The 12,957-nt window shown below is 68.0% G+C and carries 10 protein-coding genes; 3 read left to right on the top strand and 7 right to left on the bottom strand.

The window, feature by feature from the left end; all coding sequences use genetic code 11:
* Window positions 1-69: 69 nt before the first annotated feature.
* From AC1RJ9_RS10930 to AC1RJ9_RS10920, 3 genes are all read left to right on the top strand, one after another.
* Entirely contained in the window at window positions 70-768 is a 699-nt protein-coding gene (locus AC1RJ9_RS10930; RefSeq protein WP_492839359.1) for an FABP family protein, read from the top strand.
* A gap of 390 nt (window positions 769-1,158) precedes the next feature.
* Entirely contained in the window at window positions 1,159-1,872 is a 714-nt protein-coding gene (locus AC1RJ9_RS10925; RefSeq protein WP_492839358.1) for an SDR family NAD(P)-dependent oxidoreductase, read from the top strand.
* Between the two features lie 10 nt (window positions 1,873-1,882).
* Window positions 1,883-2,122, top strand: a complete 240-nt coding sequence (locus tag AC1RJ9_RS10920) for a tautomerase family protein (RefSeq protein WP_492839357.1) — start codon at window positions 1,883-1,885, stop codon at window positions 2,120-2,122.
* Here AC1RJ9_RS10920 and AC1RJ9_RS10915 read toward each other — a convergent pair whose 3' ends face one another.
* From AC1RJ9_RS10915 to AC1RJ9_RS10885, 7 genes are all read right to left on the bottom strand, one after another.
* Complete coding sequence (locus AC1RJ9_RS10915; RefSeq protein ID WP_492839356.1) at window positions 2,123-3,094, bottom strand: LysR family transcriptional regulator; 972 nt, start codon at window positions 3,092-3,094, stop codon at window positions 2,123-2,125.
* Between the two features lie 20 nt (window positions 3,095-3,114).
* Window positions 3,115-4,182 (bottom strand): NAD(P)H-dependent flavin oxidoreductase, encoded by a 1,068-nt coding sequence (locus tag AC1RJ9_RS10910; RefSeq protein WP_492839355.1) that lies wholly within the window; start codon window positions 4,180-4,182, stop codon window positions 3,115-3,117.
* Window positions 4,183-4,335: 153 nt separating this feature from the next.
* A complete protein-coding gene (locus AC1RJ9_RS10905) occupies window positions 4,336-5,238 on the bottom strand; it encodes a LysR family transcriptional regulator (protein ID WP_492839354.1) in 903 nt (300 codons plus the stop codon).
* A gap of 54 nt (window positions 5,239-5,292) precedes the next feature.
* Complete coding sequence (locus AC1RJ9_RS10900; RefSeq protein WP_492839353.1) at window positions 5,293-6,273, bottom strand: FecR family protein; 981 nt, start codon at window positions 6,271-6,273, stop codon at window positions 5,293-5,295.
* Window positions 6,263-6,784, bottom strand: a complete 522-nt coding sequence (locus tag AC1RJ9_RS10895; RefSeq protein WP_492839352.1) for an RNA polymerase sigma factor — start codon at window positions 6,782-6,784, stop codon at window positions 6,263-6,265. Before AC1RJ9_RS10895 ends, AC1RJ9_RS10900 begins: the two co-directional genes overlap by 11 nt.
* Before the next feature lie 100 nt (window positions 6,785-6,884).
* The gene (locus AC1RJ9_RS10890; protein ID WP_492839351.1) at window positions 6,885-9,806 is read right to left on the bottom strand and encodes a TonB-dependent receptor; all 2,922 of its coding nucleotides are present in this window, start codon (window positions 9,804-9,806) and stop codon (window positions 6,885-6,887) included.
* A 253-nt stretch (window positions 9,807-10,059) separates the two neighbouring features.
* Entirely contained in the window at window positions 10,060-12,774 is a 2,715-nt protein-coding gene (locus AC1RJ9_RS10885; protein WP_492839350.1) for a TonB-dependent receptor, read from the bottom strand.
* Window positions 12,775-12,957 lie beyond the last annotated feature (183 nt).

Here is a 12,957-nt window from a genome sequence, read left to right as displayed (position 1 = left end):
AGAGGTTCTTCGACTTGACCCGCGCGCCCGGGCCGCTAGAGCCGGGGTCAAGCGTCACCGGAGGCCGGCATGATCAATTTTCCCGACGACATCTTCACCGAGCCTTCGGACGTGGATCCGGATGCGCTGGCCAATCTGGGTCCGCTGCGTCGGCTGGCCGGCGTGTGGGAGGGGCTGAAGGGCGTCGATCTGAACCCGAAGGCCGATGGCCCAGAACGGCGCGACTTCCTTGAACGCATCGAAATGCAGCCGATCGATCCTCAGGCCAACGGTCCGCAGCTGTTCTATGGCCTGCGCTACCACGTCCACATCGTCGCCTCGGACGAGGAGGCCACCTTCCACGACCAGGTCGGCTACTGGCTGTACGAGCCGGCGACGGGCCTGATCCTGCAGACCCTGGCCATTCCGCGCGGCCAGGTGGCGCTCGCGGCCGGCCGGGCCAGCGAGGATGGTTCGGGCCTGATGGTCCGCGCCGAGCGGGGCGGACCGGGCTATGGCATTTGCTCGACCGATTTCCTGGAATGGGCGTTCCGGACGGATTCCTACGAACTGGACGTGAAGTTCGACGCCGATGGCGGTTGGTCGTACGTCTCCACGACCATGCTGCAGGTCCGTGGCCGCACCGCGCCGTTCCGCCATGTCGACCGCAACGCCCTGACCAAGGTCGCCGAGCCGCGGCCCAACCCCCTGATGCGCATCACCACCGGCGAAGCGACGCGAAGCCAGGCCCACGGCTTCATCGCGATCGGTGAGCCGGTCGAAGGCTAGTGTCCCGATTCCGAAGTTCGCAAGCGCTTGTGGCAAGCTCCGACGAACTTCGGAATCGGGCGACCTGCGGGGCCAGGCGGTGGCGATGGATTTCCCAGAAGGGGCGGGCGTGGCGCAGGAAGGCTTGCTTCTGCTCGGCCGACCAGTTGCGCCACAGGGGCTGGGTCGAGGCGCGGGCGGCGTCGATGGCCGTGCGCCAGCCATGCTCGGCGGCCGTCGCCTTCAGCCAGGAGAAGGCCGCCAGCGGCGACAGGTGTCCCGGAACTGTGGCGTCGGATTGTACCGGCGTGCGCAAGACTGCCCATCGTGTGGCGGGTATTCGATCATCTGACGGCGTGGACCACCTTCTCTCCATCGACGGCGAGGTCGCCGCCACCTGGAGAAGGTCCCATGAACACGCACAAGAAAGTCGTCATCATCACCGGCGCCTCGCAAGGCATCGGCGCCGCCCTGGTCAAGGCCTATCGCGACGCCGACTACCGCGTCGTCGCCAATTCGCGCTCGATCGGGCCGAGCGCCGATCCTGACATCCTGAACATCGCTGGCGACGTATCCGACCCGGCCGCGGCCGAGCGGATCGTGGCTGAAACAATCCGGACGTTCGGCCGCGTCGACACCCTGATCAACAACGCGGGCGTCTTCACCGCCAAGCCCTTCACCGCGTTCTCGGTCGAGGACTGGACGGCCAACATCAACACCAACCTGGCCGGCTTCTTCTTCGTCACCCAGCAGGCCATCCGCCATATGGAAGCGCAGGGCTCTGGCCACGTGGTGCAGATCACCACCAGCCTGGTCGACCAGCCGATCAACGGCGTGCCCGCCGTGCTGGCCTCGATCACCAAGGGCGGGCTGAAGGCGGCGACCAAGGGCCTGGCGATCGAGTATGCCGGTCGCGGGATCCGCGTGAACGCCGTGGCGCCGGGCGTGATCAAGACGCCGATGCATGGCCCCGAGACCCATGACTTCCTGGCCGCTCTGCATCCGGTCGGCCGGATGGGCGAGATCCAGGACGTCGTCGACGCCATCCTCTACCTCGAAAAGGCCCCGTTCGTGACGGGCTCGACCCTCTATGTCGACGGCGGTCAGGCCGCTGGTCACTGGTAAGGGGCCAGCCATGCCGATCGTCAACATCTACGTCACCCGCGAAGGGACTGGTGAAGGCCGCGAGGCTCCCACCGCCGACGAGAAGGCCCGGCTGATCGCCGGCGTCAGCGACCTGTTGCTGGAGGTGCTGCGCAAGCCCAAGGACTCGACCTTCGTCACCATCCACGAGGTTGAGCTCGACAACTGGGGTTGGGGCGGCCTGCCGGCGCTGGAGTATCGCAGGACGTTGGCGGACAAAAAGTCGGGTTGATCAGCCTCTTGTCATGGAATTCTGATCTTGCGGGGGTGAGCCGGTCGACGGCTCGCCCTTCGCCATGTTCCGCGCCTCGCCGGCCATCTGGGCGAAGGCGGCCTTCAAGCGCGGCGTGGCGAAGTCGAGAAAGGCGCGGACCTTCGGCACGGTGATCCGGAACGGCTGCACGACCATATGCACGGGCTGTGGGCGCGGCTCGTGGTCGGCCAGCACCACCTTCAGTCGGCCGTCCCGAACCTCATCGGCCACGTGGTAGGAATAGAGCCGCGTGACGCCCAGGCCCTCGATCGCCGAGGCGGCCGCCGCGCGGACGGTGTTGACGACGACCCTCGGCGTGAAGCCGACGACGCGCGCTGGCGGGAAGGTCCAGCTGTCGAGCCCGAAATTGCCCATGGCCACGATCTGGTGCCTGGCCAGGTCGCCAGGCTCGCGGATCGCCGGGTTCTCGGCCAGGTATCGCGGCGAGGCGACGACGATGCGCCGCACGTCGGCCCCGACCTTCACGGCGATCAGCGAGGAGTCCGGCAGGTCGGCCACGCGCAGGGCGATGTCGACACCCTCGTCGATCAGGCTGACATGGCGATCGACCAGCTGCAGCCGCACGGACACCATCGGGTGGGCCTTCAGGAAGGCGTCGACGATCGGGCGCAGCACGTCCTCGCCGGCGATGGGCGGTCCGGAGAGGGTCAGGACGCCGCGCGGCGTCGCGCGCTCGCCGGCGGCGTGCAACTGGGCTTCCTCCAGGTCTGACAGGATGCGACGGCAGGCGGCGGCGTAGCGCTCGCCCGCTGGGCTGAGCCTCATGCCGCGCGTGGTGCGATAGAGCAGTTGGCCGCCGACATGCTGTTCCAGGAATGCGATCGCGCGACTGACGGCGGCGGGAGAACGGCCCAGGACGCGGCTGGCGCCGGCGAGGCTGCCCTCGTCCAGCGCGACCACGAAGACCTTCATGGCGTCGAGGCGATCCACCCGCGTCCCCTGGCGATGTATCAGTGTCCTCTATGCGCCGCTTCGAGCTCGGCCGCCAAGGTGGCGACCAGTTCGGCGGCGGGCAGGGCGCGGGCCAGCGGCGCGCCTTGGCCGGCCCATTGGGCGCCGAAGCCCCCTTCGCCCTTGGTCCGGGCGGCCGCCGCCAGGGCTTTTCCGGCGTCGTAGGCAATCGGATAGTCGGGCAGGGCGACGCCGCCCAACGGGTCTTTCAGGGCCGTGAAGCGGTTGGGCAGCGAGCGCGCCGGCCGGCCGGAGATGAGCTGGGTCATTTCGGTCGCCGCCGCGCCGGGGCCCAGCAGGGCCGCGCGATGATCGGCGTCGGCGCTCGACTCCGGCGAGGCGATGAAGGCCGTGCCCATCTGGACGGCCACGGCCCCGAGATCGAGCGCGGCGGCTATGCCGACCCCATCCATGACGCCGCCAGCCGCGATCACCGGGATCGAGAGCTCGCGGACCAGCAGACGCGTCAGGGCCATCGCGCCGAGCCGTGGGTCGGGCGCGGTCGGATCGAACACGCCGCGATGGCCGCCGGCCTCCCAGCCCTGGGCGACGACCGCATCGACGCCGGCGCGCTCGACGGCGCGGCCTTCGTCGGGATTGGTGGCCGAGGCCAGCAGTATGATCCCCTCGGCCTTCAGCCGCTGGATGACGGGCTCGGGCGGCAGGCCGAAGTGGAAGCTGACCACGACAGGACGCGCCGCCAGAAGCGTCTCCAGCATCGCGTCGTCGACATTGAAGCTGGTGTAGATCTCGCGCAGCGTCGCCGGCGGCTCGGCGTCATAGGCCGCGAACACCGGGCGCAGGGCCTCTGTCCAGCCGCGCTCGCGGACCGGGTCGGCCTTGGCCGGCTGGTGGGTGAAGACGTTGACGTTGAACGGGCCGTCGGTCAGCGCCTTCAGCGCGGCGATCATTTCGCCGGCCTTGGGGGCGTCGACCGCGCCGACGCTGATCGAGCCCAAAGCGCCCGCGTTTGTCACCGCCGCGGCCAGGGCGGGAGTGGATGTGCCCGCCATGGGCGCCTGGACGATCGGAAGTCGCATGCCGATCCGCCGCAGGATGCTAGTCATGGTATTGTCCTGTTAGCTGAGCACGGCAGTCATAGCGCCGATCGCGTCCCGACCGAACGCCCGCCCATCGGAAGACCCGCTTGCGTCAGGCGCAATAGTCGCCGGGTCCATTCGCTGGCGGATCGCCGCCCCGGCGGCCGTGCCGTTGGGGCGTTAGTCGGCCAGGCCTTCGAAAGCCGCGCGCAGGCGCGGGACGGCGAAGTCGACGAAGGCGCGAACCTTGGGGATCGCCTGGCGGCCGTGCGGCGTGACCAGGTTGACGGGCAGAGGCGGCGGTTCGTCCTTCTCCAGCACCCGCCGCAAGGTTCCCGCCTTCAATTCGGCCGCGACATGGTGCGAGGAGAGCCGAGTGACGCCGCGTCCCTCGACGGCCGAGGCGATGGCGGCCCGGGCGCTGTTGACCACCAGACGTGGCTGGATCGCGACCGTGCGCGGCAGGGGCGCGCCCGGAAAGCTCCAGGAGTCGACGCCGAAGCGGGCCATGGCGATGATCCTGTGGCCGGCCAGATCCGCCGGCTCGATGATGGGCGGGCCGCTGTCCAGATAGGCGGGCGCGGCGACCACCACGCGGCTGATTTCGCCGACCTTTTCCGCCGTCAGCGTCGAGTCCTGCACCGCCGCGAAGCGCAGGGCGACGTCGTGGCCTTCCTCGATAAGGTTCACCGGGCGGTCGAACAGGTTGAGGCGAACGCCGGTCTCGGGATAGGCCTCCATGAAGGCCTCGATGATTGGCCGCAGGATCACCTCGCCGCCGAACACCGGCGCGGTAACCGACAGCACGCCGCGCGGGGCGGACTTCTCGTCGGCGACGAGCATGTCGGCTTCCTCCAGGTCGACCAGGGCCCGACGGCAGGCGGCGGCGTAGCGCTCGCCGGCCTCGGACAGCCTGATGACCCGGGTCGTGCGGTGCAGCAGCGGCGCGCCGACGTGGTTCTCCAGCAAGACGATGGCGCGGCTGACCGCGGCCGGAGAGCGGCCGAGCTTGCGGGCCGCGCCGACGAGGCTGCCCTCGTCCAGCGCCGTCACGAACACCTTCATGGCGTCTATGCGGTCCATGAACCTTCCATGCGGAGAACGACCTCGGAACCATAGCCCTTCCGCCGCGCGGGGCTAGGTCGTCGGTTCCCGCGCCGCCTGGGACGGGGTCTGGCGCGGCGAGAGATAGATCTTGCGGCCGTCCGGGTCGGTCCGCATGTCCAGCAGGGCGGCGATCATCGCCAGGGACTCGGCGGGGCGGTCCAGCTTGAAGCGGCCGCTGACTTTCAGCTCGCCCAGCGTCGCATCGTGCAGGGCCACGCTCTGGGCGGTGTAGCGGTTGAGGCGGGCGATCACATACTTCAGCGGCAGGGCGTCGGCGTCCAGCCAGTCCGAACGCCAGGCCTGGTAGCTGTCGGCGCCCAGACGGCCCTGGACCGGCGCGCGGTCGGCGACCAGCATCAGCCACTCGCCCTTGCCGACGCGGCGTTCGGCGCCATCGCGGTTGACCCGCACCACGCCGTCGAACACGCGGACCTGGACGGCGTCGCTGACCAGTTCGACCTCGAAGGTGGTGCCGACGGCGGTCACCTGGGTGTCGCCGGCCTGGACCCGGAAGGGGCGCCTGGCGTCCTTGGCGACGTCGAACACCGCGTCGCCCTTGTTCAGCGCCACGTCGCGGGCGGCGCGGCTGTAGCGCACCGAGACGCCGGTGTCGGCGGCCAGGGTGATCACGGACTTGTCGCTCATCCGATGCTCGGCGCGCGCGCCCACCGGGGTGGCCAGGTCGATCGTCTTTTCGCTCAGGTACGGACGCATCAGCACCGTGACCGACAGCCCCGCGACCATGGCGACGCCGGCGGCGATCAGGCCCATGCGCAGGTGTCGCCTCTTGGCGGGCGCGGCGCGGATGCGCTCGACGGCGTCCAGCAGGGCGGTGTCGCGCTGGGTGTCACGCATCAGGGCGAAAGCGGCCGCGCGGCTGGGCGCGCTGGCCAGCCAGGCTTCCAGCTCGGCTCGCTCGGTTTGCGTCAGGTCGGGCAGGCGATCGGCCCAGTCGGCCGCGACCTCCAAGTCCTCGTCGGATGGCGGGCGCCAGTTGTCGTTAGCGCGCATCCTGGCGGCTCCCTTCTCGCGCGGCGTTGACCGCCGCGTCCTGCATCGCGCCGGCCAGTTCGGTCATGGCCCGCACGAGGTGTTTCTTGACGGCCTCCACATTGATCCGAAGATCGTCGGCGATGGCTTGTCTGGACTGGCCGTCGATGTGACGGCGGATGAAGATGTCGCGGCGCAGCGGCGAGAGACGCTTCAGCGCCTTTTCGAATACGGCGGCGCGTTGCTTGTGTTCCAGCACCGCGTCGGGCAGGGGCAGGTCGCAGCCGAAATCCTCGTCGCCGATCGGCTCCTCGCGCCGGTCGCGGCGGGCCTGGGCGTAGATCAGCGAGTCCGCCACCCGATAGGCATAGGCCAGCGGTTGGCTGATCTCCTGCTTCCGCGCCTGGCGCATCACGGTCAGGAGGGTCTCCTGCAGGATGTCCTCGGCGCGCGTGGGATCCTTCGATCGCCGCACGATATAGGCCGCCAGCTTGCGCTCGTGGGGTCGCAACTCCGCGAGGACGTCCTTCATGGCGCTTCCAGTCGGCATGGTCGTGCACGCGTCCATGGAGGGGAGAGGCGCGAGCCGCGCGAACGGGGACAGAAAATGTTTGAGCCTCGGAGTTGGCCCTTCAAAATTCATAGGTCACGCCCAGCGTGAAGGTGCGGCCGCTGACCGTGCGGGCGGTCAGGCGCGTCTCGGTGATGTCACTGTACTGGGTGATCGGTTCGTCGGTCAGGTTGACGCCTTCCAGCACGATCCGCAGTCCGCCGGCTGTGTTGTAGTGGGCGGCGAAGTCGACGTTGTTCGACGCCTTGTAGCCCGAGCCGATCGAGCCCGGGCTGCCCGCGCCGTCCAGATAGCCCGAACGGTAGGCCGAGGAGACCCGCGCGCCCCAGCGCGCCGTCTCGTAATAGAGCGTCGCGTTCGAGGTCCATTCCGACAGCTGGAAGAGGTTCAGGGCTATCGAGCGGTCCTCGATCAGCACGTTCGAGCGGCCGGCGGCGTGGGTGACGTTGCCGACGAAGCCCAGCTTGTCGAACGGGGCGGGCAGGAAGGTGAAGTCGCGCTGCAGGGCCAGCTCGATCCCCTTGATCGAAGCACCGTCGCCGTTCACCGGCCGTACGAAGGTGTAGACCGTATCGGGACCGTTGCCGGGCGCCAGGAATGACAGCGGATAGCCGGTCGAGCCATAGCGCACCGCGCTGGTCGCCGTGGTGATGAACGAGTCCATCCGCTTGTAGAATAGGCTGATGGCGAAAGAACCGCCACGGCCCTGATAGACCTCCAGCGCGCCCTCGATCGCGTCGGCCAGGAACGGGCGCAGGTTCGGATTGCCGGCCGAGATCGTGCCGCCGAACGGGGCCGAGTTGACGTTGCCGGCGGCTCGCAGGTCCGAAAGGCTGGGCCGGCTGATGTTGCGATTGGCCGAGACGCGGGCGACGACGCGCTGCGACAGGTCGACCGCCAGGTTCAGGGCCGGCAGCACGCCGTCGTACTGGCCGTGGATCGAGGCCGGCTCCAGCTTGGTCCCGGTATTGACCATGCCGGCCGAGGTCAGGTCCGTGGCGTAGTAGCGGAAGCCGAAATCGCCGCGCCAGGTCCTGTCGCCCACCAGGCCGGTGGTCCGCGCTAGCAGATAGGCGGCGAAGGTCTTCTCGCTGAGCGAATAGTGCGAGCCAGGGATGTCGTCGGCTTCGGTCAGGTCGCGGTTCAGGCCCAGGCGCGCGAAGGTCGCGTCGATGTCGCCGACGATGTAGGGCCGCAGCGATTTCTCGAAGACCAGTTCCTTGACCGCCTGGGGCGCGGAACCGCCGGTCGGATAGTCCGCGCGGCCGCGGCGGGTGTAGCCGTCGTTGCGGAACGCCTTGTACTGGGCGCCGCCCTCGATCGTCAGGGCTGGCGCGGCTTGGTAGTCGAAGTCGAGGCGTCCGGTAGTGAACTGGTTGACGACCTGATCCTCGCGGGTGTCGGCCCGCATCAGGCTCCACTGGGTGGGATCGGCCGGGTCGAAGCCATAGGTGCTGTTCGCCGCCGCATCGCCGCCGCGCAGGTCGTAGGCGAAGGCCTTGTCGCTGGCCTGCAAGAAGATCTTGTCGAAGACCGGTCCTTCGAAATCCGACTTCGAATAGCCGACCGCGCCGCGCAGGCGCAGACGGTCGCCAGTCTGGATCTCGCCATTGATGGCGCCCTGCAGGAAGACGGTCGTGTCCTCCGAGCGCTTATGCTCGCTGCGCAGATCGACGCCGCCGGAATAGTCGGCATAGACGAGGCTGTCGCCCCGGATCTCGGCGGCGCGCAGGCGCTGGGTTCCCTTGACGTCGCCGGTCAGCGGATTCTCGCCGGCCGCCGCCAGCGAGAATTCGTCACGATCGTTGGAAAGGCGCCCGTAGAGCAGGTCCGCGCCCAGCTTCACGCGGTCGCCGGGCTCATATTGCAGGGACAGGGTGACCCCCAGCCGCTTGCGGTGGTCGAACCAGGTCGAATAGCTCTCGGCCATGGGCGCGACGACGCGGTCGGGGCCGGTGGCCAGCAGGCGGTCGGCGACGTCGCGCGCCACGTCCGGCCCGATATTGGCCGCGCCGAAGGTCACCGGCGACCAGCCCCAGTTGCGATAGCCGTACTCGTTGGCGTCATTTTCGCTATAGGCCACGGAGACCAGCGCGCCGACGTCGCCCCAGCGCCGCGAGGCCAGGGCCGCGATGCGCGGGCTGACCACGCCGGTGGCGCTGTTGTTCAGGGCCTTGGCCGAGAAGGCCAGCTTGTCGTCCGGATAGTCGAAGGGCTTGGCCGTCCGCAGCTCGACCGTGCCGCCGATGCCGCCTTCATCCTGGTCGACGGCGTAGGACTTCCACACCGTGACCTTGTTGAAGAGCTCGCTGGCGAAGATCGAATAGTCGAAGGCCCGGGTGCGGCTGACCGAGCCGCGATTGTCCATGCCCGAGGCCGTCGAGGCCGAGACCTCCATGCCATTCAGTTGGGCGCGGGTGAAGTCGGGGCCTAGGCCCCGCAGGGCGATCTGCCGGCCTTCGCCGGTGTCGCGCGAGATGGTCATGCCGGGCACGCGCTGCAGGGACTCGGCGAGATTGAGGTCGGGGAAAGCGGCGATGTCCTCGGCCAGGATCACCTCCTGGGCGCCGGCCACGCGCCGCTTCAAGTCGCGGGCGTGCTGCAGGGTCTCGCGAAAGCCGGTGACGACGACCTGGTCGACCTCGGTCGGCGCCTCGGGGGAGGGCAGGTAGCGCGGCGCGACGGGCGGAGGCGGGGAAAGCGAGGCGGTCGCTTCGCGCAGGACATAGCCGCCTCCCGCCGCCACGGCGCGCAGGTTCTGGCCGTCGATCAGGCGGTTCAACGCCTGCTCGGGCGTCAGCAGGCCGCGCACGCCCCGGCTGGTGCGGCGGCGGATGTCGGCCAGGGTCATGACGGGCACGTCGGCCTGATGAGAAAAGGCGTTGAGGGCTTGAGAGAGATCGCCGCCTCGGATCTCGAAGCGCTTCGGCGCTTCGGCCCACACAGGCGCCACGGCGACCAGGGCCAGTATCGAGCCGGCCATGACTGGACCTGATCGTGACAGCCAGGCGCGCCGTCCCGCCATAAGCGTCCTCACAACGGCGGCCGGCAAAGCTTCAGGCGCCCGCGCGAACCCCTACAAAGGACGCATGTCACTAATTTGAAGGTTCTGTGGACGGATCTGTCCGAGCGCCCCGGCGTGGCCCAACAGCAACGTCGGGCTGGCCATGCGAAAAAAGAGGGCCGCCATCCGGAAGAGGACGGCGGCCCAGTTCAAGGGGGCTCTTGGAAAGGGCTTAGAATTCGTAGGTCGCGCCGATCAGGATGGTGCGACCGCTGCTGACGTTCACCGTCGTCCGCTTGGTGGCGATGTCGGTGAACTGGATGCTGTGCTCGTTGGAGAGGTTGATGCCTTCCAGCGTCAGCTTCAGCTTCGGCAGAACGTTGTAGTGGGCGGCGAAGTCGATGTTGTTGGTCGCCTTGTAACCGTCGCCGATGTTGCCGTTGCCGCCGGCGCCAGTCAGGTACTTGTCCCGATAGGCGGTCGACAGGCGCATGCCCCAGGCATCCGTCTCGTAATAAATGGTAGCGTTGGCCGAGTACTTCGACAGCTGGAACAGCGGCAGGGTCACCGACTGGCCGCTGATGATCACCGGCGAGGAGCCGTCGGCATAGGTGCCGTTGGCCACGACGCCCAGGTGGTTGAACGGGGCGGGCAGGAAGTCGAAGTCGCGCTGGAACGAGGCTTCCAGGCCCTGGATGTCGGCGCCAGGGCCGTTCACCGGGCGGCTGACATTGTACAGGATCGAGCCATCCTGGCCCGGCAGCAGGAACGAAAGCGGGAAGCCCGTCTGCGAATAGGGCATGATGCTGGTCTGCGACGTGATGAACGACTTCAGCTTCTTGTAGAAGACGCCGATCGTGAACGACCCGACCTTGCCGTCGTAGAACTCCAGCGAGCCTTCGATCGAGTCCGAGGTGAACGGCGTCAGGTTCGGGTTGCCGGTGCTGATCGTGCCGCCGAACGGGGCGGTGGTCAGCGAACCGGCGGCGGCCAGGTCGCCCAGGGCCGGGCGGCTGATGTCGCGGTTGGCGCTGAAGCGGGCGACCATGCCTTCGTTGACATCGACGGCCACGTTCAGGGCCGGCAGCCAGCCGTTATACTTGTGCTTGATCGACACCGGCTGGAGGCTGGTCCCGGTGTTCAGGGTGCCGTCCGAGCTCAGGTCGGTCGAATAGTAGCGCACGCCGGCGTTGGCCCGCACGCCCTTGCCCAGGATCTCGGTGTTCAGGTCGTACTGCAGATAGGCCGCCTTGGTCTCCTCGGTCACTGTGAAGGCCGTGCCCGGGGTGGCGTACTTCGCGCCCTGGGCTTCCAGGTCACGCGTCTGGCCGATCTGGGCGTAGACCGGATCGACGTCGCCGACGATGTAGGCGCCCAGAGACTTGAAGGGCACGACCATCTTCAGGGTGTTGGGGATGACGGTGTTGGCCGGGACGTTCCTGAACTGCTTGTCGCCCCACTGAGCGCCATAGTTCTTGAACTTCTTGTACGAGACGCCGCCCTTCAGGGTGGAAATCTCGTTGGCGGCGAAGGCCGCGTCGAACTTGGCGTTGGCATACTCCGAGGAGATCTTGTTCTCCTGTGTGTCCATCCGCATCAGGTCCCACTTGGCCGGGTCGGTCAGGCCGGGGCCGTAGGTGTTGATCGGCATGCTCGGACGGTCGTCGAAGCTGAAGGCGTAGTTCTTGGATTCCAGGAACACCTTGTCGAAGACCGGCAGGGCGTAGTCCGACTTCGAGTAGCCGATCAGGCCCGACAGCAGCAGCTTGTCGGTGGCCTGGTACGAGCCGCTCAGACCCAGCTGATAGAACTTGGTCTTGTCTTCCTCGCGGTTGAACTCGCTGCGGATGTCGACGCCGGTGTAGCTGGAGGCGATCAGGGTGTCGCCCTGGATCACCGCCGTCTGCATCACCTGCGTGCCGGTGATGTTGCCGGTCAGGCTGTTGACGCCCGAAGTGGCCAGCGAGAAGTTCTGGCGGCTGTTTTCCAGCTGGCTGTACAGGCCGTCGAAGGCCAGCTTCAGCTTGTCGCCCGGCTCGTACTGCAGGGCCACCGTCGCGCCCAGGCGCTTGCGGTGGTCGAACCAGGTCGAATAGGTATTGGCCTGCGGGGCGAAGACGGTCGCGGTGGCGGCCGTCAGGCGCGCGGCGTCGGCGGCGCTGACCCCCGAGCCGATATTGCCCGGATTGGCGCGGATCCGACCCCAATTGTAGCTGCGATAGCCGAACTCGTTGGAGTCGGTTTCGCCATAGGCGATCGAGGCCAGGGCGCCGAAGTCGCCCCAGCGGTTGGAGATCAGTCCGACCACGCGCGGCGTGATCTTGTCGTTAGCGTTGCTGTTGCGCTGGCCCTTGGCCGACAGCACGGCCTTGAAGCCCGGATAGTCGAACGGCTTGGCGGTCGCCAGTTGCACGGTGCCGCCGATGCCGCCTTCGTCCTGCTCGGAGGCGTAGGACTTCTGCACCGTCACGCGGTTGAACAGTTCCGAGGCGAACAGGCTGAAATCGAAAGCTCGCGAGCGGCTGACGCCGCCGCGGTTGTCCATGCCCGAGGCGGTGTTGCCCAGCACTTCCATGCCGTTCAGCTGGGTGCGGGTGAAGTCAGGACCCAGGCCTCGCAAGGTGATCTGACGGCCTTCGCCGCTGTCGCGCGAGATCGTCACGCCGGGGACGCGCTGCAGCGATTCCGCCAGGTTCAGGTCGGGGAAGGCGGCGATGTCCTCGGAAACGATCACGTCGACGGCGCCGACGGCCTTACGCTTGAGGTCGCGGGCGTGCAGCAGGCTGTCGCGGAAGCCGGTGACGACGATGGCGTCGACTTCCGAGACGTCGCCAGACGCGGCGGCTGGGGCCGGCGTCTCGGCGGCGTGCGCCTGGGCGGCGACGCCCAGCACGGCGACGGTCAGCGCCGTCGTGGTCAGAAGGTTGAACTTGGTGACTTTGAGCATGGCCCCGATCCCTTGCGGTTTCCGCTTGAGCGATGACGGGACGGGGAGGTTTCCCCGCCGATCGTCTGGCGGGGAGAGGCGGCTGAGGCCTTGGCGGGGACAGCTTTCGGCGCTGGAATTTTATGAAGTGTTTGCGACGGTTGTCGTGATCCATCCTTGCGCGGATGGCTTTGGACGGCGCGC

The sequence above is a fragment of the Caulobacter sp. GW822-FHT07D08 genome (genome assembly GCF_058798735.1).
This window is presented reverse-complemented; position numbering and strand designations above follow the sequence as displayed.